The sequence below is a fragment of the Micromonospora ureilytica genome (genome assembly GCF_015751765.1).
Taxonomy (GTDB): domain Bacteria; phylum Actinomycetota; class Actinomycetes; order Mycobacteriales; family Micromonosporaceae; genus Micromonospora; species Micromonospora ureilytica.
Genome location: NZ_JADOTX010000001.1, coordinates 794,218 through 815,393 on the forward strand (window position 1 = coordinate 794,218; position 21,176 = coordinate 815,393).

The window sequence follows — 21,176 nt, forward strand, 5'->3', positions numbered from 1 at the left end:
CGGGCGGAGCAGCGGCCCATGCGGATGCGGCCGGTGGCGGTCCGGGCTAGTATGGGTAGCGGGCAGTGCGCCTGCCCGTGCCCAGTGTGGTGACCCACGCAGGACCACACGATGGGCCAAGAGGCTCCGACTCAGCGTAATCAACCGTCTGGCGTTCTTATGCGCCCTGCAACTGGCGGATGCGTGGGGTCTCGCCGGGAGTGTGGGTTGTCATGTTCGAGCGGTTCACCGACCGAGCGCGACGGGTTGTCGTCCTGGCCCAAGAAGAGGCCCGGATGCTCAACCACAACTACATCGGTACGGAACACATCCTGCTGGGCCTGATCCACGAAGGTGAAGGCGTCGCGGCAAAGGCCCTGGAGAGCCTCGGCATCTCCCTGGAGGGCGTCCGCCAGCAGGTCGAGGAGATCATCGGCCAGGGTCAGCAGGCGCCGAGCGGGCACATCCCGTTCACGCCGCGGGCCAAGAAGGTGCTGGAGCTGTCGCTGCGCGAGGCGCTGCAGCTCGGCCACAACTACATCGGCACGGAGCACATCCTGCTCGGGCTGATCCGTGAGGGCGAGGGCGTTGCCGCCCAGGTGCTGGTCAAGCTCGGCGCCGATCTCAACCGGGTCCGCCAGCAGGTGATCCAGCTGCTCTCCGGCTACCAGGGCAAGGAGCCTGCTGCGGCGGGTGCCGCGCCGGGTGAGGCCGCGCCGTCGACCAGCCTGGTGCTGGACCAGTTCGGCCGCAACCTGACTCAGGCCGCCCGCGAGGGCAAGCTCGACCCGGTCATCGGGCGCGAGAAGGAAATCGAGCGGGTCATGCAGGTGCTCTCCCGCCGTACCAAGAACAACCCGGTCCTGATCGGTGAGCCTGGCGTCGGTAAGACCGCCGTGGTGGAGGGGCTTTCCCAGAAGATCATCAAGGGCGAGGTGCCCGAGACTCTCAAGGACAAGCAGCTCTACACGCTCGACCTGGGTGCGCTCGTCGCCGGTTCCCGCTACCGCGGTGACTTCGAGGAGCGCCTCAAGAAGGTGCTCAAGGAGATCCGCACCCGCGGCGACATCATCCTGTTCATCGACGAGATCCACACCCTGGTGGGTGCGGGTGCCGCCGAGGGCGCGATCGACGCCGCGAGCATCCTCAAGCCGATGCTGGCCCGTGGTGAGCTGCAGACCATCGGTGCCACCACGAGCGATGAGTACCGGAAATACGTTGAGAAGGACGCGGCCTTGGAACGGCGGTTCCAGCCAGTACGCGTCGAGGAGCCGAGTCTCGACATGACGATTCAGATCCTCAAGGGTCTCCGGGACCGTTACGAGGCTCACCACCGCGTCTCGATCACGGATGCCGCCCTGGTGGCTGCCGCGACCCTGGCCGATCGGTACATCTCCGACCGCTTCCTGCCGGACAAGGCGATCGACCTGATCGACGAGGCCGGTGCGCGGATGCGGATCCGTCGGATGACCGCGCCGCCAGACCTGCGTGACTTCGACGAGCGGATCGCCCAGGTGCGTCGCGACAAGGAGTCCGCGATCGACGCGCAGGACTTCGAGCGCGCCGCCCAGCTGCGCGACAAGGAGAAGCAGCTCCTCGGGCAGAAGGCTCAGCGGGAGAAGGAGTGGAAGGCCGGTGACCTGGACGTCGTCAGCGAGGTTGACGACGAGCAGATCGCCGAGGTGCTCGGCAACTGGACCGGCATCCCGGTCTACAAGCTGACCGAGGAGGAGACCTCGCGCCTGCTGCGCATGGAGGACGAGCTGCACAAGCGCGTCATCGGCCAGGAGGACGCAGTCAAGGCGGTCTCGAAGGCGATCCGGCGTACCCGGGCCGGCCTGAAGGACCCGAAGCGCCCGTCGGGCTCGTTCATCTTCGCCGGCCCGTCCGGCGTCGGTAAGACCGAGCTGTCCAAGGCGCTCGCCGAGTTCCTCTTCGGCAGCGAGGACTCCCTCATCCAGCTGGACATGTCCGAGTTCCACGACCGTTACACGGTCTCCCGGCTCGTGGGTGCCCCTCCCGGCTACGTCGGCTACGACGAGGGCGGGCAGCTGACCGAGAAGGTGCGGCGTCGGCCGTTCTCGGTGGTCCTCTTCGACGAGATCGAGAAGGCCCACCCGGACGTGTTCAACACGCTCCTGCAGATCCTCGAAGACGGTCGGCTCACCGACGGTCAGGGTCGAATCGTGGACTTCAAGAACACGGTCATCATCCTGACCACCAACCTGGGCACCCGAGACGTCGCCAAGGCGGTGTCGCTGGGCTTCCAGCAGTCGGAGGACTCCGAGTCCAACTACGACCGGATGAAGCAGAAGGTCAACGACGAGCTCAAGCAGCACTTCCGGCCTGAGTTCCTCAACCGGATCGACGACACCATCGTCTTCCACCAGCTGCGTCAGACCGAGATCCTCTCGATCGTGGACATCATGATCCAGCGGATCGAGGGCCAGCTGCGCAACAAGGACATGGGTCTGGAGCTGACCGACAACGCCAAGAAGTACCTGGCCGCGAAGGGCTTCGACCCGGTGCTCGGTGCCCGTCCGCTTCGTCGCACGATCCAGCGCGACATCGAGGACAACCTCTCCGAGCGGATCCTGTTCAACGAGCTGACCCCGGGTCAGATCGTCGTGGTGGACTGCGAGGGCGACCCGGACGACATCGACAAGTCCAAGCTCGTCTTCCGCGCGGCCGACCACGGAGCTTCGGTGCCTGACACAACGCCGGCCCTGTGACCTGCGGAGACCGGCGGAGGTCTCTCGCACCAGCCAGGCCCCCGACGAAGTCACGAGTCAACGGAGACCGATATGTCTGACCCGCCCACCGGCAAGAGGAAGGCCGCACCCGACCGGGCCCGCAAACGTGCCGTGCGCGACTATGCGGCGCAGGCGGACGTGCCGTACTCGGTCGCTGCGCGGCAACTGGCCACGCCCCCAGCCTCGGCGGACCGAACGATCTACCCGCCCGGCGGCGATGCTCACCGAGCCTGGCTCATCGAGTGCCGCGGACGCCGGACCGCGGAGCAACGCGTTGCCGACACCCGGCTGAGCGCCGACCTGCCGTTCGGGCGTGCTCAGCACCTCGTCGAACGGTTCCCACCGAGCCGGGGTATGCGCGGCACCGGTGTAGGCCAGCTGTATCACGGGACCGGCCGGGTCGAGACCCTGGCATTGCTCTACCACGTCGTCGCCCTCGAGTCTCCGCAGGTGTTGCCGAACGCCGGCGAACTGGCCTGGACGGCGGAGATGGGCGAGGAGACGGCGATGGACACCGTTTGCGCGGTCCTCGACCGGGCCGCGCGGCTGCTGCTCGATGACGATGACATGAGCCTGCGGACCCGAATCCGGGCCGCACTCGATGCCGGTGCCGCACACCACCAGGTGCAGGTACGGAATGACAGCGCCCGCCTGGACGCAGTATTTCGTGCCGCGGACACGGTGGTCGACCAAGAGGGCGTCTGGGAGTCGCGGATGGGACTCCCCCTGACCGGCGTCAGTCACATACTCGACGCGGTCCTCGTGGTGAATGAGGACGGTCACGCACCCGGTACCCGGGTGCTCCTGGACGGCCGTCGGGCCACCATCGTCAGCGCGGTGTGGGCCACCAGCGGCCCGCCCCGGCGCTACGTCGTGGCGGTGGACGCTTCCTTGCGAACCACCGTTCACCAGCCAGGCGAACTGACCGTGCTGCCCGGGCAGGCGCCCTGTTGACGGCAGTGGTGGCGGACGTTTCTGTTAGCGAGTAACATTTACACAGATCAACAGATGGGACTTCGATGGACGAGGCTCGCAACCGGCGGCGCTGGTGGGTTCTCGCCGTGCTCTGCCTGGCCGTGTTCCTGGTCAGCCTCGACGTGACCGTGCTGAACATCGCACTGCCGGAGATCTCCGGCGCCCTCGGCGCCACTACCGCGCAGCTGCAGTGGATCGTCAACGCATACACGTTGTCCTACGCGGCCTCCATGCTGCCCGCAGGACTGCTCGGAGATCGCCTCGGCACCAAGCGAGTGATCCTCGCCGGCATGGTGCTGTTCGGCGCCGCCTCGGCCCTGGCGGCGGTCTCGCCTTCGGTCGGGGTCCTGATCGCCGCGCGCGCCCTGCAGGGGATCGGCGCGGCGATCCTGCTCTCGTTGAGTTTGGCGATCGTCACCACCACGTTCGCGGCACACGAGCGAGTCCGGGCGATTGGCGTGTTCACGGCTGCGGTGGCCGCCGGCATGCCGCTCGGCCCGCTGGCCGGCGGCCTGTTGTTGGAGAACTATTCATGGAGTTCGGTCTTCTGGATCAACGTGCCCCTCGTGGCGATGTGCCTGGCGATCGGTGTGTTCCTGCTGCGGGAGCAGGAGGAACGGACGCGGGCGCCGATCGATTTTCTCGGTGCGGTCCTCTCCGTGTTTTCGATCGTCGTTCTGATCTACGCCTTCATCGAGGCGCCGGAGAGAGGTTGGTGGTCAGGGCGGACCTTGACTCTGACGGTAGTGGCTCTGGTCGCCTTCGCCTGCTTCATTTGGTGGGAGCGCCGTGTGCTGCATCCGCTGGTGCCCGGCTCCCTGTTCCGCGACCGGCGGTTCACCGGGGGCAGCGTCGCCGCAGTGATCACCACGGTGGCGCTGATCGGCATCCTCTTCGCCATCCCCCAGTACTTTCAGGCGGTGCTCGACGAGGGAGCACTCGAAGCGGGCCTGCGGCTGACCCCGATGATGGGTGGATTGCTGGTGGGCGGGGCGCTCAGCTCTCGGCTCGACGGATGGCTTGGCAGCAAACCCACCATCCTGTCCGGCCTGATTCTCAACGCCGCGGGATTGTTCGCGCTGGGTTCAATCACCGTCGACCGGGGTTATGCGGTGGTCGTGATCGGTCTCATCGCCGTCGGCCTCGGTTTCGGCATCACGACAGCGGCGGCGATCTCGACTGCCACCGCGGCGGTGGGCAACCGTTCGGCGGGCCTCGGCTCCGCCGTCATCAACACGTTGCGCCAGTTCGGCGGGGCGTTTGCGGTCGCGGTCTTGGGCAGCCTGCTGTCGGCGACCTACGCCGACCGGCTGGCACCGGCGCTACGTGGCCTTCCGCCAGCGGCGGCGGCCACGGCACGCGGATCGATCGTCGGCGCCAACGAGGTGGCCGGCGACGGCCTGCGGCAAGCCGCAGGGGTTGCGTTCGCCGCAGGGGTGGCCGAGGTGATGGTGGCGTGTGCCGTCGTAGCGCTTGCCGGGGGGGTGTTGTGCGCGTGGCTGCTACCGGGCGGGCGTCACCCACTGCCGGAGGAGACGACCCAGCACGCGACTCCGGACGAGCCGGCAGCCGCTGACATGCGGTGATGCGCAGATGAGGTCCCACTCACCCGCCACCGACGTGCGCACCCGTAAACGGGAAACCCGCGACCGACTGCGACAGGTCGCGATGATGATGTTCCGGGAGCGCGGATACGAGGCCACGACGGTCAGGGAAATCGCGGCGGCGGCCGGCGTGTCGCAAATGACGTTCTTCCGCTACTTCGGCAGCAAGGAGGAAGTCGTCTTCGCCGGCGAGCACAAGTCGACGGTCGCCGCCCACCTACTGGCCAGGCCCGCGGACGAGCCGCCGGTCGAGAAGATCTGCAATGCGCTGATCGCCGGACTGTTGGCATTGAGCGGCGAGGAACGGCAGGATCTGCTGGAGCGGACCCGGCTGGTGTTCGCGACCCCGGCGCTGCACGCGGGATACCTGCAGCGACAGCCCGACGATCAGCGCATGATCGTGAAGGCGCTCCAAGCCGAATCCGCAGCCGGGGCACCGGGGATGGCGCTTTGGGTCCTTGCCGGCGCGTGCGTGGCCGCAGCGGCCACTGCTGTCCGATTCTGGGTGGAGGCGGACGGTTCCACGGACCTGGTGGAGTTGGTGAGGCAGGCATTTTCGGACCTGCGTGAGGGATTTATCATCGTGGATTGCGTTGATTGATGCGTTACGATCGTAATCCGCAGTTGCCTTCATTGACGGGGGAGAAGATTGAGGATCCTGATTGTTGATTCTGATGCCGCGGTAACACATTGGATCACTCGCCTGCTGGGTGAAACGCACGGGCACGAGGTGGTCGGCATGATCGCGGATGTCCGTCACGTGGCGACGGAATGCCGGCGGACGCGCCCGCATGCGGTGATAGTCAGTGGCCCGCATTCCATCGAGCACTCGGCCAAGATTGATGAGGTCGCCGCCACGGCCGCTGTCATCATGGTGTGGAGCGCGACGTCCGGTTCGTCGATCTGGGCGAGTCTCGATCATGGCGTCAGCGCGGAGGTGATGCGCGACCGGCTAGTACTGCAACGGCAGTAGGCGAATCGAGTTCGGCTCGCGTTCGTTGGTCTGCCTGTGACGGACGTTGATGTCGATCGTTGGCACGGGGAGTTGGACCGGTTGCATGTCCGGATCGGGCCCAGGTTTCGGCGGTCGGAGCCGCGGCGGCGGGTGCGTCAGTACCTGTGCGGCCTGGTGTCGGGCCTGGGCCGGAAGAATGGCTGGACCCTGGCTGAGCAGGCCGGGGATGTGTCGCCGGACGGTATGCAGCGGTTGCTGCGGTGGGCGGACTGGGACGTCGACGCGGTCCGTGACGACGTGCGGGACTACGTCGTCGAGCACCTCGGCGACCCGAACGGTGTGTTGATCGTCGACGACACCGGGTTCCTGAAGAAGGGCACCCGGTCGGCCGGGGTGCAGCGCCAGTATTCGGGCACCGCTGGTCGGACGGAGAACTGCCAGGTCGGGACGTTCCTGGCCTACCGGTCGGCGAAGGGACACGCGCTGATCGACCGGCAGCTCTACCTCCCGGCGTCGTGGACCGATGACCGGGATCGGTGCCGGGACGCGGGGATCCCGGACGAGGTGCAGTTCGCCACGAAGGTCCAGATGGCCCGGGAGATGCTGGCCCGAGCCTTGGATGCCGGGGTGCCCGTCGGGTGGGTGACGATGGACGAGGCCTACGGCCAGTCGAAATCCCTGCGGGTCTGGTTGGAACACCGGGATGTGGGTTATGTGGTCGCGACCCGCCGCAACGACGACATGATCACCACCACGATGGGTCAGGCCCGCGCGGACGATCTGATCGCTGCTCTGCCAGCGCGGGCGTGGTGCCGGCTGTCCGCCGGCGCCGGTGCGCACGGCCCGCGCGAATACTGGTGGGCGCGGGTGCCGGTGCGTATCTGCTGGCAACCGGGCCGGGGGCATTGGCTGCTCGCCCGGCGCAGCATGACGACCGGGGAGATCGCGTACTACGTCTGTTACGGGCCCCGCCGCACCCGCCTGGTCGACCTGGCCCGCATCGCGGGGGCACGGTGGGCGATCGAGGAGTGCTTCCAACAGGCCAAGAACGAAGCCGGCCTCGACGAGTACCAGGTCCGTGACTGGCGGGCCTGGTACGCCCACATCACCCTGTCCATGGCCGCCCACGCCTGGCTGTCGGTCGCCCGATCCCTTACCGCAAAAGGGGACCCAGCTCAGGCGACGACATGATGATCGGCTACACCGTACCGGAGATCCGAAGACTGCTCACCGCACTCGCAGTCCGATCAACGCACCCACCAGAGCACGTCTGGGCCTGGTCCCGATGGCGCCGACGACGCCAACACCAAGCCCGAACCTGCCACTACCGACGACACGGCTACCCCTGACCAACTGCCGTTGCAGTACTAGCCGACGTCGTCTACCGCACCATGATCAAAGACACGGAAACCTCTCTGCTGCCCGCAGGTTGACAAGAGAGGTGCCTTTAGCGAGACAGCCCCCGGACGTGACCAAGGGACACCGGGCCAGACGTCGCATGGACTGACGCCGTTAGTTAGGTCTTTGGCCAAGATTACGAATCGGATGGCGCGACCAACGACCAGGCTGGCGTTACCGGGAGTAACACACCGACGGGCCGCGCATCTCTTCTGCGGCATGAGATCGGGTTGAGCTTGGGCGGCGGTCCAGGAGCTGACATTTGCAGCTAACCTGCTCGCTGCGACGTCGGCCCGCACCCTCCCGGTCACCTGAGCGGTGGGGATGGATCGCCACCCGGCATTCAGTTCCGCCAGGTCGGAAGCTCATTTTTTGGGTGTCGCACGATTGGCGCAGGTCACGAGCTGACCTTGGGTGGGGGAGCCTCGCCAGCGATGGGGGAAGTCGAGCAGGTGCCGGCCCGGCGGCACCGAGGGTGTACACCGTGGTCCGCTGGTCGATGACGGCACCACGAAGAACTTCTCCGGGTCCGTGTACGGCCGGATCCGGGGAGGCGGTTGACGACGGCATGCGGCTGAGCCGGCATCGAGTCGGCTCATCGGCGCCGCCGCCGCGATCCGACATGGGGCTGACCGTGTCGTCGATCGTCAGCTCGAGCCGAGAGTTCCCAGCTGATAGCACGTGCGACTGGTCCTGGTGCGGTACAAGGATCTAAAGGTGCCTAACACCCGCGATCCCGCCCGGCACCCGAACCACGCGAACCCCACGCCGACGCACCGGTGCGCGGCGCCCAGATACCTCCGGCAACCTGGCCTCCGTCTGCCTCCCCGGTCCACCGGCAGCATCTACGCAGGTCAACCTCCACTGTGTTTGCGGAGACACGAGTGGTCGGACGAAGGGGGCAACAAACCTAACCATGGCGGTGATACCGTCTGTCAGCGACGGTGATACGCACGGCTAGCAGGGAGAGGTGTGATTCCTTCACTGAAGCCGCGAGTTCGGCTTACCGGGGAATAGCTGGGCATTTGTTCACGGCAATGATGCCACGGATCAGAGAATGGCCCGGCGGCTTCCGTCGGTGCCCCATGCTGGCCCGGCATAGAACAGGGGAAATCCTTAAATCATGACCGGAAATAGTCGGTCGCACTCAGATACTCCGACGTTGTCCTTACTGATGACGCTGGCAATCTGCTCGGCGCTCCTGGTGGAGGGCATGAGTGCGTCGAGCATCAACGTGCAGGTCGGCGCCATCCGTGACGATCTGGGGCTCACCGGCACACAGCTCCAACTCGTCGCCGGTTCGTTCCTGGTCGCCTACGCCGCGTTCCTACCGGTGGCCGGGCGCTTGGTCGACATCCATGACAAGCGCCGCGTGTTCCAGGCCGGAATTCTGCTGTTCAGCCTTGGCTGCGTCGTCTGCGCTGCTGCGGCCGGCAGCTGGACACTCGTCCTCGGCCGAGTGATTCAGGGCGCGGGAGCGGCGCTGAGTACTCCCGCAGCTCTCGCGCTGATCACCACCGGCCTGTCGCCCGGGCCGAAGCGGAACCGGGCGATCGGCATCTTCAGCGCCATGGGTTCGATCGGTTTCTCGTTGGGCCTGGTGGTGCCCGGCCTGGTCGTCACGGACCTCGGCTGGCGTCTCAGCTTCCTGCTCTACCTCCCGCTCACCATCGTGGTGCTGCTGGTGACCCTACGGCTGGCGCCGGCCGACGTCGACATAGAGGGCAAGGCCGACATTGCCGGCGCGTTCTCCCTCACCGCCGCGCTGATGCTGCTGATGAGCGCGGTGGGTGGCGTCGGCACCACGGCTCCGATGTGGATCGTGCTCCAACTTGCCGGTGCCACCGCCTGCGCCCTCTTCTACCGGCACCGCACCACTCGCACCGGTCGCCTCATCCCGGTCGACGTACTCCGTTCCCGCCGGGTGATCGCCTACTGCCTGGCGCTGGCCGCAGTCTTCGCTGCCATCGTTACCTCGATGTACCTGATCAGCCTGGCCCTGCAAACCAACCGGGGCTACGACGCGTTCGGTGCCGGGCTGGCGCTGGTGCCACAGAGCATCGCCAACGCGGCTGCAGCGGCCCTCGGCGCCCGCCTGGTAACCCGGGTCGGCGCGGCACGGGTGCTGATGGCCGGCATGGCCTTGATCACCGGTGGCCTCGCGTACCTCGGGTTGGTCGGAATGGACCGTTCCTACGCCACCGGCATCCTCCCGGCGATCGTGATCATCGGCGTTGGCGTCGCCATGTGCTACCCCGCTGCCTCGATCGGCGCGGTGGACGACGTTGCGGTCGTTCATCGCGGCGTGGCCTCCGCCCTTCTCGTCATGTTCCAGAACGTCGGTGGCGCGCTGGGGCTCGCTCTGGCCACCGCCACCGGGGTAGTGCCTGCACCAGGACGGGCGACCGACGTTGCGGTGGGCATGTTCGTCTCCGCAGCCTTCTTGGTGATTGGCGGCTTGGCGGCGTTCGTCGTCGGGCGCCGCCCTGCTCCATCTCGCCCGTCCCCTCGTCCCCGTAGCGGCGACGCGGAGTTAGCACCCCTCACGGAGGACTCAAGATGAATTACGACTCGTCGGCCCCTCAGCTCGTCATGTTCACCGGAGGGCGGGACAGCACTCTCGCGGCGTGCAGCCTAATGCTCCAGGGCATCCCCGTGCACCTGTTCACTGCCAACAGTGGCTGCTCGCTGCGCCGTGAGGCGTTGGCCCTGCGTGTTCAGGAACTGCGGGTCCGCTTCGGCGACCTGGTGGTGACCCACGTGGTGCAGGACGTCAGCGGGGCGTTCCGTTCGATCGCCATCGAGTCGATCGAGGAGGACATCCTCAAGTACGAGAAGAACCTGGTCCTGCTCGGCGAGAAAATCGCCATCCACGCACACGTCATCGATTACTGCCTGCGCAACGGCATCACGCTGGTGAACGACGGCATCGCCACCTACCAGCAGGAGTACCCGGAGCAGCGAGGGGTTGCCCGGGCGTACTTCGACAAGTTCATCGCCGAGTACGGCCTGGAGTACCGCAGCCCGATCTACGAGTTCGCCACCTCGGAACACGACGTCAAGTACCGCTTGCTCCAGCTCGGCCTCTCTACCAAGTCGTTGGAGGGAGTCTCGATCTTCGCGGACAGCTTCACCACCCCGTCGGACGAGACGATCCTGGCGTACCTGATGGCCAAGGAGGAGCTCTCGCGCGACATCATCGGTTTCCTGACCGGCCGCAGCCGCCTTCTGCCCGGCGCGGACGAGCGTAAGCCGGTCGCCGCGTGAGCAACACCATTGTGAAGGTCGCCGCGGTCGTCCTCCGCGGTGGTCTTCTCCTGGTGGTTCGCAAACGCGGTACCCCGATTTTCATCTCGCCGGGCGGCAAACCGGAGCCGGGCGAGACCGACGAGGCGGCCCTCGCTCGCGAACTGCGTGAGGAGGCCGGGCTCACTTTGCGCGCCGCCGAGCCGTGGGGCGAGTACACCGCCGGCTCGGCGCTGGAGACCGCGACGGACGTGCGCATTCGGGCCTATCTTGCTGAGGCTGATGGCACCGCCCAGCCTGCGCAGGAGATCGACGAAGTCGCCTGGATTGACGCCGATTACGCCTCGGACGGCATACGTCTCGGATCGGTATTCGGCGAGCAGGTGGTGCCGCGACTGCTCGCCGAAGGGCTGTTGCGGTCGCGTCACCGGCCGGAACCAGTCGGTGACCTTGTCCTGGTCGCCGATCTGGACGGCACCCTGGCCTTCGAGAACCGGCCGCCGGGCGCAGCCGTGTCCGCGGCACTGAACGAGATCGCGGCGCGCGACGACATCCGGCTCGTGCTCGCCACCTCGCGGGCACCGCGCGGGGTCCGCGCACTGGTCGGTCCACTTGCCGACCGCGCCGAGTTGCTCTGCTGCAACGGTGGCGTTCATGTCGCCGGCGGCACCGTGAAGCGGCGGACCCAGCTACCCTCCGACCGGCTCCGCGCGCTCGTGGCCTACCTCGACCGCAGGGAGATCGGTTACTGGGTGGATTTCGGCGACCGGTTCCAGGTCCGCGGAGGCGGGTTTCCGTGGATGAGCTACCCGGACCGGATCGACCTGGAGGCCGGTGAGGAGCCCGAATGCCACGGAGCGGTCAAGCTGGCCGTCGACACCGTCGGTGACGAGACGCTGCTAAACGGGTTGCGTGATCTGGCCGGTCCCGGGCTGGAGTTGTTCCCGCACGCCGGCGGGGTCCTCGACGTGACATCGACCGGCGCCACCAAGGCACTTGCGCTGTCGGTGATCCTGCCGGCGGTGCACGGGCCGGTGGTTGCCTTCGGTAACGACGCGAACGATCAGATCCTGCTCGCCGAGGCGGATCGGGGCGTCGTAGTGGGTGACGGCCTGCCCGGTCTGGAGTACGCCGGTCACATCGGCCGGGTGGCCGCCGTCGACACGAGCGTCGCCGCCATGTTGCGCGCGGCGGTCGCACGGGCACGGATTCCGGTAGGCCCGTCATGAGCGCGCTGGATGCCGCCGCGCTGCATCCGGCGCTCGAGGAGACGGACGGCGACCGGCACTACTTCGCGGCGGCCGCCCGGCTGCGCCGTACGGCGACGGAGACCCTTGTCCGGGATCTCGGCGCCGACCGGTTCATCGGGTACCTCACCCACAACACAACCGCAGGCCTGCTCGCCGTGTGGTGGGCCGCCACCCGGGCGGGACATCGGATCGGCAGCCGCGGCCTCGGGTCGCAGCACTACGCGCCGTACGCCGCCATCCTGCCCGCCGACGACTCGGAGGCGACGTGGGAGTTCCGCACCCATGTGTCACCAGTGACGGGCGCTGTCGACCCGTTGGGTGGCGGCGCCAGCCGGACCGTCCTCGTCGATGCCGCCCAGTCACTCGGCACTTGCCTGACTGCATCCCTGCTGGGCGCGGCAGATGTCGTCGTGGCGCCGACGCACAAGCACCTCGGCCTGTGCGTCGGCGCCGGCATCGTGCTCGTGCGGCGGGAGGTTCCCCAGCTGGAACCGGTCCATGCCGCCCTCGCCGTCGCAGAGAGCGGCGCCCAGTCGCTCGACCAACTGCGCCGGCTGACAGCCGCGCTCGCCGCCGCGGACGGGCGGGTGTTCAATCGCGTCCGCTTCGAGATGGACGACGGCCTGCGCTCCTGGTGCGCCGGGCACGGCCTGCGTCCGCTCGGCACGGCGGGGGGTGTCCCGTTCGTCTGCCTGACCACGATCGATGGCAGCCCGCTCACGGAACGCATGTCACTGCGCGGCTGGCGGCACATGACCGAGGCGAACGCAGCCCGGTTCTCCCATCACATCCCTGGACGGGCGGGCGACGCTCCGGTGGATCACACCGCCGCGTTCCGTGGAGCAGTCGAGCGGGCTTTGCTCTTACAGAGCGGTGAGAGCCTACCATAAACAATTTAATACAGTCAATGCACGGTCTAGGTGTCCTGGTGTCCGTCGACTCGATCCCGGAAGTTATTTTTAAGCGCACTCATGCCGCATTTCTTAGCCCTTGATACAGGACTTGCTGCCGGTTTGCAACGATGTGTTTCACTCATCACATGGCCAGATTCATGTCAATGCCAGTAATCTCCGAAAACGCGGATAAGTCCTGCTCAACGCCCTGTTGACACTTCCTGTGGTCGACCCCATAATAGGTAACAGCCAATCCTCTCCAAAGTGGATTGCATGATTCGTGACAGGGGGTGAAACAATGAAGGTTAAGGTTGCTGAGAAGCAGGAGACCGTCCGCACCACCACGCCGTACGTCGCCAGCTAAGGCGAATTGAATGGGGGGCCCGCGATGCGTGGCCCCCCATTCTGCCCTGGGAGAAGGTTCCCGAATATCAGGAGATCCGACATGACCTTTACACATTCCCGCGTGCGCCGCAGTTTCTTCACTGCATTGAACGAGGCTCATGACCACCTGGATTCGGAGAATCCCGGTGGCACGATGTTCCTCGCGGTCACCGCTCCGGACGGCAGCGGTAAGCTCGAGACGGTGCGCGCCTGGCGCGACTCGGAGCCGGATCGCCGGCCCGGGCACCTGGTCCTGACCGCAGACGGCAACCGGTTGACACACGGATATCTGTCCGGCCTGCAACCACTGGTCGATCACGCGATCGCCACCGCCGAGACGGACCACCCCGACCTGGTGTCCGCCGCCGAGCAGTCGCTCAAGCGCATCTTCCCGCACCGGCAGTCACCGGCGTTCCGGATGCCCAAGGATCTCACCGGCGTGGCGGGCCGGGACGAGCGGACCCGCTTCTACTACCACGACTACCAGGGCAAGCTGCTTAACGGCGTCTACGAATTCCTCGACAGCTACCTGGCCACCACTGGGCAGACCTGCACGCTGATTATCGACAACGCGGACGAGCTGTCACCGACCGTCACGCAATTCCTCGACATCATGGCCCGGCGCCGTACATTGGGCCGGAACCTGAAAATCGTGCTGCTGGTCAACCGCGATCTCGACGTCGGCGTGGCCGAGCACAGCGTTCAGATCTCGCTTCCGCCGCTGTCACGTTCCGAGGCGCGCGAACTCATCGAGTCCTGGGGATTCGACTCGCCCGCGCCGAAGCAGCTCGACAACCTGTGGCGGCTGTCGCAGGGCCGCCCGGCTCGCCTGTCGGCGCTGCTGCGCTGCGCCGACGTCAACGTGTCGCTGCCCGGCTACCTGACCTTCGAGACCCACATCGACCTGTACCTGAGCCTGCTCGGCGAACGCCGCCGGTACGACCTGCTCCAGGAGTACGTCCAGGGCCACTGCGCCGACGACGACCCGATCGCGCGGCGCAACTACGAGACCTACGACGAAGGTGCCCGCGAACGGATGCACCGGGAGGTCATCGCCGAGCTGGACCAGCAGGAGGAGGTCCTGCACCCGGTCCACCACCTCAGCCTGCGGGACGCCTCCGACCAGGTGGTCGCCCTCGCACCGCTGTCGATCTCGTTGCAGGAGATCGGCCTCTACAACACCTGGTTCGATCTGTTCTCGCGGTTCTGGGCGAACTCGCAGCTGCGCACGTTGCCCGGCGGGGGGCAGACGCACAACCTGGTCTATCTCCGCATGGCGTTCGTGCTGTACTCACTCGGCCTGGCGCATGTGTCGATCTCCTACCTGGACACGTTCTACCAGCACTTCCCGCACAGCCTGTACACCCCGACCGTGCTCTATTCACAGAGCATGGCGCATGGCCGGTATCAGTCGCCCCCGGATCTCGTCACGGCCGAGCGTTTCGCTCTGCTGAACCTCGAGAAGATCAGTACCGATTTCCGCGACCACCCGAAGTACGAGTACATCAAGGTGTTCGCGGAAAACGCACTGGCGTACATCCGGGCGCGGCAGAAGCGCATGGACGAGGCACTCAAGCTGTGCACCGACGGCATGGACCGGATGCATGAGATCTACGGCGACGACCGGTTCGCGCTGCACCAGTCGATCCTGGTCTACAACACCGCCCAGATCCACGAGATGCTCAAGGACTACACCAAGGCGTACGAGGTGTATCAGCAGACCATCGCGCTCGACCCGAACTACGGGGAATACGCGAACGATCTCGCCAACATGCTCCAGCGCATCGACCGATTCGACGAGGCCATCGAGTACTACGAGCGGGCCATCGCCCTGTGCCCGCCGTACTACGAGGCACACCTCAACCGCGCGCAGATGTATGTGCGCATGGCGGACCCGGCCGCTGCGGAGGCCGACTTCCGGCGAGCCGTGGAGTTGAATCCCGACGAGGCGCGCGCCCATCTGGGACTTGGCATCCTCCAGCTCAAGCAGAGCCGGTTCGCCGAAGCCCAGCAGAGCCTGGACGCTGCCGTCTACCACAACCCCCGCAACGCTCTCGCCTGGACCAACCGTGGCCTGACGCTGCTGGAGCTCGGGCGCACCCAGGAGGCGGAAGAGAGCCTGCGTACAGCGCTCGCCCACAACAACAAGCTCGCCGAGGCATGGAACAACCTGGCACACGTGCTGCACACCAGTGGGCGGAAAGCGGAGGCTCTCGAGTGCCTCGACGCCGCCGTGCGGCTCTCCGACGACCCGGACTACGTTTACAACCGGGCGTTGCTGCGCCACGAGCTCGGTGACACGGCCGGCGCTCTGGCCGACGTCGAGCTCGCCGCACAGAGCGGCGCGGACGCCACCGAGGTCGCCGACCTGCGCGAGCAGGTAACCAAGACGCCGGGCATTGCAGCGATCTGATGCACGCCGAGGTCCTGCCCACCGCGCCGGGGAGAGTACGCCCGCCTCGAACGTTGTTGTCGGCGTACGCGGTCAGCCAGTTCGGCAACTGGCTGTTCCGCACCGGGGTCGTCTACTTCGCCTACAACCAGAGCCACGGTTCTGCGGCGCTGCTCACCACTGTGATCGCTCTGGTGTATCTGCCGATCCTTGTGGGTTCGCGGATTCTGGCCCCGCTGGCCGACCGACGGGACACCCGGCGCACGCTGATCGGGCTGGACATCCTGCGCGCCCTGACGCTGTGCATCCTGCTCGCCACCACCGTTGCCGGGGGTGCCGTGACCACCGGGGCGACCATCACCGCGATGGCCGTGCTGAGCCTGCTCACGCCGCTGTTCACCGCATCGCAGACGGCCTACCTGCGGCAGACCCTGCCCACCGACGGGATGCCGGCAGCTCTCGCCGGGGTGACCCGGATCGACTGGATCATGTTTGTCCTGGGCACCGCCTCGGCGCCGTTGATGTTGCAGATCAGCAACCTGCCGACACTGATCATGCTGGACATCGTGACCTTCGTGGTGTCCGCGCTGCTGCTCGTCCGGCTGCCGCCGGCGCCGGTTCACCCGGCCGGCGCCGGCTCGCCGGACGACGCGACCACGGGGACGGGTCGCGTCCGGCTCGCCCTGAGTAGCAGGTGGCTGCTGGCTGCCGTCTTCGCACTCAACGCCGGGGCGGGGGTCATTAACGTCTATCCGAACGTGGTCGCGCGGAACTACCTCGGCGGCGGCGCCGCGTGGCTCAGCGTGATCAACCTGGCGAACGGCGTCGGCGCGGTGATCGGCTCCACGCTCGCCGGACGGGTGAGCCGCGGTCACGGGCTGCGCCCGGGGATCCTCGCCGCGGTGGCCGTGGCGGTTTCGCTGGTGGGCATGACCTTCGTGACGACCGCCTGGATCGCGGTGCTCGCGAGCACCACCATGCTTCTCGCGGGCCAGGTGTTCGCGGTGGTGTTCCAGTCGAGGATCCTGGCCGACGAACCGGTCGATCGGGCGGGCCGGGCGTCCGGCCTGTTCACTCTGGGCACCTTCGCCGGCGTGACGGTAAGCGTGCTGCTGTTCCTGGGCCTCACCGCGTTCGGTCCGCCGCACCGCTCGTTCACCGTGCTCCTGCTGCTGGGCGCCGGCACGGCACTGATCTCGGCACTGATCGGCCAGGTCGCGTCCCGCCGGTTCGGCGCCGGGGTGCCGGTGACCGCGGCCGCCGCCGCACGGCTTGAACCGGCGCCGACCGGCCGCGACGTGGAGGCGGAGGCGCCACGGCGGGTCGGGCTGGTCCGAGGGGCCGGGCGTACCTTCGCCACCGGAGTCACAGTCGTCTCCACCCTCAAGAGCCTGGTCCCGCACGCCGCCACGGTGAATTCGTTCGTTACCGTCTCCCTCGACCCGGCGCTCGTGTCGATCTGCGTCGACCGCACCGCGCGGCTGCATGCGCTCCTCGAGGCCGACTCGCCGCTGGGCATCACCATCCTGTCGGCAGCGCAGCGGGACGCCGCAATGCACTTCGCAGACCGACACCGTGCGTTGGGGCAGGCCCAGTTCGACGGGCATCCCTGGCGGCAGGGCAAGGAGACCGGCGCGCCGCTGCTCGAGGAGGGGCACGCCTGGCTCGAGTGCCGGGTCGAGCGGCTCATCATCGCCGGTGACCACTCCATCGTGCTGGCGCGGGTGCTGTCCTTCGCCACCGCCGATCCGGACGACGGGCACGGTCCGTTGGTCTTCGCCGGAGGCCGCTTCCGAACGCTGCCTGATGACCGATCCGAACCCGGCGTAACGACGTGACCGGGTGTCACCGCTACCGGCGAATTCCCCAGGAGTGAGTGTTGGCCAGGTATTATCCCCCTGCCCACCGGGATGACCGGATCGATCTGCTACATGGGCACAAGGTGGCGGATCCGTACCGCTGGCTGGAGGACGCCCAGTGCGAGCAGAGCCGATCCTGGCTGGTTACCCAGGATCAGCTCTGCGAGGATTTTCTGAGCCGGCTACCGGGACGGGCGGCGGTGCGCCGCCGAATCACCATGCTACTGGGAACCGGGACGGTCAGTGCTCCGCTCTGGCGGGGAGAGCACCGGTTCTTCACCCGCCGGATGCCCGATGCCGAACGCCCCGTGCTGCTGACCGTGGATCCGTCCGGGGCGGAGCGGGTGCTCCTCGATCCGCTGCTCCTCGATCCGACCGGCCTCACCGTCCTCGAATCGTGGTACGTGGCCCCGCTGGGTGACCGGCTCGCGTACAAGACCTCCCGGGGCGGAGACGAGGAATCATTCCTGTACGTCGTGGATATCGCCACCGGCACGCAGCTGGAGGGGCCGATCGGCGGGGTCCGGCACGGCGCCCTCGCCTGGCTTCCGGACGGCACCGCCTACTACTACGTCCGCCGCCGGCCCGGGGACACGTCCCGACGGGTCCACCTGCACCGGGTGGGCACGGAGCCGGACCGGAACGACGTCGTGGTGTTCGGCGACGGAATGCCCGACACCACCGATTACGGAATTCTGGTCAGCGCCGACGGCCACTGGCTGAGCCTCGGCGCGTCACAGGGCACCGAGAGCCGCAGCGACGTGTGGCTGGGTGACCTCACCGTGAGCGGCCCGGAGGCACCGCAGCTGCGACCCGTTCAGGTGGGTGTCGACGCGGACACCGGGGTGTACATGGGCCGCGACGGCCGGGCGTACCTGTTCACCGACCGGGACGCCCCCCGCTCCCGGCTCTGTGTCGCCTCCCCGGCGGACCTGCGCTACGAGGCGTGGCGGGACCTGGTGTCCGAGGAACCCGAGGCGGTGCTCACCGACTTCGCCATCCTGGACGGTCCGGAGCTAGACCGGCCGCTGCTCGTGGTGGGCTGGACACGGCACGCCGTCAACGAGATCACCGTGCACGATCTGGAAACCGGCGAGCAGTTGGGCACCGTCGCGACGCCGGGCATCGGATCGATCGGCGGCCTCTTCGAACGGCCTGAGGGTGGCCACGAGGTGTGGTTCTCGTACACCGACTCCACCTCACCGGGCGCCATCTTGCGGTACGACGCCCACCACGGCAGCACCGGCCTGTGGGCGACCGCCCCCGGTGCGGTGGCCGTGCCGAGGGTACTCAGCTCGCAGGTGAGCTACCGGTCAGCCGACGGCACGACTGTTCGCATGCTGATCGTCGAGCCACTGGACCGTACCGGCCCCCGCCCGACCGTGCTGTTCGGCTACGGCGGCTTCGGCTCGTCGCAGGTTCCGGCGTACGACCCGTCGATCCTGGCCTGGGTGGAGGCTGGCGGCGTCTACGTCGTGACGAACCTCCGGGGCGGTGGGGAGGAGGGCGAGGACTGGCACCGGGCTGGGATGCGCGATAACAAGCAGCGCGTGTTCGATGATTTCCACGCCGCCGCGCAGGCCCTGATCGATGGTGGCTGGACCACACCGGCTCAGCTCGGGGCGTACGGAGGGTCCAACGGCGGGCTGCTCGTCGGGGGTGCGCTGGTGCAGCGGCCGGACCTGTACCGGGCCGTGGTGTGTGAGGCGCCGTTGCTCGACATGGTCCGGTACGAGCGGGTGGGGATGGGCAGCCTCTGGGTGTCCGAGTACGGTTCCGCCCAGCACCCCGAGGAACTGAGCTGGCTGCTCGGCTACTCGCCGTACCACCAGGTCCGTGAGGGCACCGCGTATCCCGCCGTGCTGTTCACCGTCTCCGCCAACGACGTTCGCGTCGACCCGATGCACGCGCGTAAGATGTGCGCCGCATTGCAGTTCGCCACAGCAGGCGATGAGCCGATCCTGTTGCGCAACGAATCAGACGCGGGACACAAGGGCCGTTCGACGACGCGGATGGCCGCGCTCGCCGCGGACACGCTCGCCTTCCTCGCCTGGCACACCGGATTGGAGCTACATTGACCAGCGACATCGTGGTGATAGTCGACGCCTACTCCAGCGCCCGCGACCTCGCCCCGATCTTCCGGGAGCGTGGTTTCCGCTGCGTGCACGTCCGCAGCGTCGCGAATCCGCACCCGGTTTACGGGCGCAGCTTCCAGGCCGGTGACTTCATCGCTGACATCGTGCACGACGGCGACGTTGCCGCCACCGCCGCGGCCGTCGAGCGGCACTCGCCCGCCTGCCTGATCCCGGGCACCGAGAGCGGTGTCGAGCTCGCCGACATCCTCAGTGAACGGCTCGGGCTGCGCAGCAACGGCACCGCGCTGGGCAGCGCCCGCCGCGACAAGTACCGCATGCTCGAGACGGTTCGAGCAGCCGGAGTGCCCACCGCCAGGCAGATGCTGGTTTCCGACCTGGACACGCTCCTGGACTGGTACGACGGATTCGACGGCCGAGTGGTGTTGAAGCCGGTCCGCAGTGCCGGCAACGACGGCATCCATTTCTGTGCCGACGCTGATGACCTCAAGTCCGCCTTCAGCGCGCTAATCGGCACGGACAGTGCGCTGGGAGCCCGCAACAACGCGGTCCTGGCCCAGGAGTACCTGGTCGGAGGCGAGTACATCGTCAACACGGTCAGCCTCGACGGCATCCATCGCGTCACCGACATCTGGAGGATGCACCACATCAGCGCCAACGGTGTGCGCGATCTGGGTGGTAGCGCCCAGTTGATGCCCCGACACGGGCTCGAACAGAACGCGCTGGCCGACTACACGATCCGGGTCCTCGACGCGCTCGGGCTGCGCCACGGGCCGGCGCACACCGAGCTCAAGCTGACCCCCCAGGGACCACGGCTGATTGAGACGGCAGCGCGTGCCTGCGGGGCGGACCTGCACATCCCGGTGAAGGCCGCGATCGGTGCGAGCCAACTGGACTGGACCGTCGACGCGTATACCGGCGCCGTCGACCTCCACCGGGCGGCCACCAGCGAGTACTCGTTGATCCGGCACGCCGGGCTGGTCAACATGGTGGCGCCGGTGTCGGGCAAGCTTCTCGGCTACCCGAAGATGGAGCAGTTGCGCGGGCTGGACAGCTTCCACGCGCTGGCGCTGAACGTCCAGCCCGGCGGGCAGATCCATCGTTCCGTGGACGATTGGACCTACCCGATGCGCGTCTACCTGGTGCACGAGCAGGAGAGCAGGGTCATGAACGACATCCTGACCGCCAGGTATCTCGACGGTGACGGCTTCTACCAGGTGGAGCCGTCGGCGGCGGCAGTTTGACGCGTTCGCGGGCTGTACCGCGAGGCTGCCTGGTGTCTGACCATCCTCAACAGACAGGCGCGTGAGTTACGAGACCTCCCTGCGGCGAAATTGCTGATCGCGCTGGTCAGGTCGGTGGTCCAGGGCCAGATCGCGGTGCTGGCGAGATTGG

The 21,176-nt window shown here is 67.3% G+C and carries 14 protein-coding genes; all 14 read left to right on the forward strand.

Annotation, left to right across the window (positions count from 1 at the left end):
- The first annotated feature begins 212 nt into the window (after positions 1-212).
- Positions 213-2,711: an ATP-dependent Clp protease ATP-binding subunit gene (locus IW248_RS03615; protein WP_196925630.1), complete on the forward strand. Its 2,499-nt coding sequence runs from the start codon at positions 213-215 to the stop codon at positions 2,709-2,711.
- A gap of 72 nt (positions 2,712-2,783) precedes the next feature.
- Entirely contained in the window at positions 2,784-3,686 is a 903-nt protein-coding gene (locus IW248_RS03620) for a hypothetical protein (RefSeq protein ID WP_196925631.1), read from the forward strand.
- Between the two features lie 65 nt (positions 3,687-3,751).
- Positions 3,752-5,293, forward strand: a complete 1,542-nt coding sequence (locus IW248_RS03625) for an MFS transporter (RefSeq protein ID WP_196925632.1) — start codon at positions 3,752-3,754, stop codon at positions 5,291-5,293.
- A gap of 34 nt (positions 5,294-5,327) precedes the next feature.
- Positions 5,328-5,912, forward strand: a complete 585-nt coding sequence (locus IW248_RS03630) for a TetR family transcriptional regulator (RefSeq protein WP_196925633.1) — start codon at positions 5,328-5,330, stop codon at positions 5,910-5,912.
- A 48-nt stretch (positions 5,913-5,960) separates the two neighbouring features.
- Positions 5,961-6,284 carry an ANTAR domain-containing protein gene (locus IW248_RS03635; protein ID WP_196925634.1) on the forward strand — a complete coding sequence of 108 codons (324 nt, stop codon included), beginning with the start codon at positions 5,961-5,963 and terminating at the stop codon, positions 6,282-6,284.
- Between the two features lie 36 nt (positions 6,285-6,320).
- The gene (locus IW248_RS03640) at positions 6,321-7,457 is read left to right on the forward strand and encodes an IS701 family transposase (protein WP_196925635.1); all 1,137 of its coding nucleotides are present in this window, start codon (positions 6,321-6,323) and stop codon (positions 7,455-7,457) included.
- Between the two features lie 1,381 nt (positions 7,458-8,838).
- The gene (locus tag IW248_RS03645; RefSeq protein ID WP_196925636.1) at positions 8,839-10,227 is read left to right on the forward strand and encodes an MFS transporter; all 1,389 of its coding nucleotides are present in this window, start codon (positions 8,839-8,841) and stop codon (positions 10,225-10,227) included.
- Positions 10,224-10,931 carry a hypothetical protein gene (locus IW248_RS03650; protein WP_196925637.1) on the forward strand — a complete coding sequence of 236 codons (708 nt, stop codon included), beginning with the start codon at positions 10,224-10,226 and terminating at the stop codon, positions 10,929-10,931. Before IW248_RS03645 ends, IW248_RS03650 begins: the two co-directional genes overlap by 4 nt.
- Positions 10,928-12,139 carry an HAD hydrolase family protein gene (locus tag IW248_RS03655; protein WP_196925638.1) on the forward strand — a complete coding sequence of 404 codons (1,212 nt, stop codon included), beginning with the start codon at positions 10,928-10,930 and terminating at the stop codon, positions 12,137-12,139. The genes IW248_RS03650 and IW248_RS03655 overlap by 4 nt, the downstream gene beginning before the upstream one ends.
- Positions 12,136-13,050 carry a DUF6024 family protein gene (locus IW248_RS03660; RefSeq protein ID WP_196925639.1) on the forward strand — a complete coding sequence of 305 codons (915 nt, stop codon included), beginning with the start codon at positions 12,136-12,138 and terminating at the stop codon, positions 13,048-13,050. Before IW248_RS03655 ends, IW248_RS03660 begins: the two co-directional genes overlap by 4 nt.
- A gap of 391 nt (positions 13,051-13,441) precedes the next feature.
- Complete coding sequence (locus tag IW248_RS03665) at positions 13,442-15,850, forward strand: tetratricopeptide repeat protein (protein ID WP_196925640.1); 2,409 nt, start codon at positions 13,442-13,444, stop codon at positions 15,848-15,850.
- On the forward strand, positions 15,850-17,667 hold the full coding sequence (locus IW248_RS03670) for an MFS transporter (RefSeq protein WP_196925641.1): 1,818 nt from the start codon (positions 15,850-15,852) through the stop codon (positions 17,665-17,667). The genes IW248_RS03665 and IW248_RS03670 overlap by 1 nt, the downstream gene beginning before the upstream one ends.
- A 38-nt stretch (positions 17,668-17,705) precedes the next feature.
- Positions 17,706-19,766 (forward strand): prolyl oligopeptidase family serine peptidase, encoded by a 2,061-nt coding sequence (locus tag IW248_RS03675; protein WP_307787692.1) that lies wholly within the window; start codon positions 17,706-17,708, stop codon positions 19,764-19,766.
- Positions 19,763-21,025 carry an ATP-grasp domain-containing protein gene (locus IW248_RS03680; protein WP_196925643.1) on the forward strand — a complete coding sequence of 421 codons (1,263 nt, stop codon included), beginning with the start codon at positions 19,763-19,765 and terminating at the stop codon, positions 21,023-21,025. Before IW248_RS03675 ends, IW248_RS03680 begins: the two co-directional genes overlap by 4 nt.
- Positions 21,026-21,176: the final 151 nt, after the last annotated feature.

Excerpts from the sequence above, each read along its gene's own strand:
- IW248_RS03620 (WP_196925631.1), top strand. The coding sequence starts at position 2,784 with ATGTCTGACCCGCCCACCGGCAAGAGGAAGGCCGCACCCGACCGGGCC.
- IW248_RS03625 (WP_196925632.1), top strand. The coding sequence starts at position 3,752 with ATGGACGAGGCTCGCAACCGGCGGCGCTGGTGGGTTCTCGCCGTGCTC.
- IW248_RS03645 (WP_196925636.1), top strand. The coding sequence starts at position 8,839 with ATGACGCTGGCAATCTGCTCGGCGCTCCTGGTGGAGGGCATGAGTGCG.
- IW248_RS03665 (WP_196925640.1), top strand. The coding sequence starts at position 13,442 with ATGCGTGGCCCCCCATTCTGCCCTGGGAGAAGGTTCCCGAATATCAGG.
- IW248_RS03660 (WP_196925639.1), top strand. The coding sequence starts at position 12,136 with ATGAGCGCGCTGGATGCCGCCGCGCTGCATCCGGCGCTCGAGGAGACG.
- IW248_RS03650 (WP_196925637.1), top strand. The coding sequence starts at position 10,224 with ATGAATTACGACTCGTCGGCCCCTCAGCTCGTCATGTTCACCGGAGGG.
- IW248_RS03670 (WP_196925641.1), top strand. The coding sequence starts at position 15,850 with ATGCACGCCGAGGTCCTGCCCACCGCGCCGGGGAGAGTACGCCCGCCT.
- IW248_RS03615 (WP_196925630.1), top strand. The coding sequence starts at position 213 with ATGTTCGAGCGGTTCACCGACCGAGCGCGACGGGTTGTCGTCCTGGCC.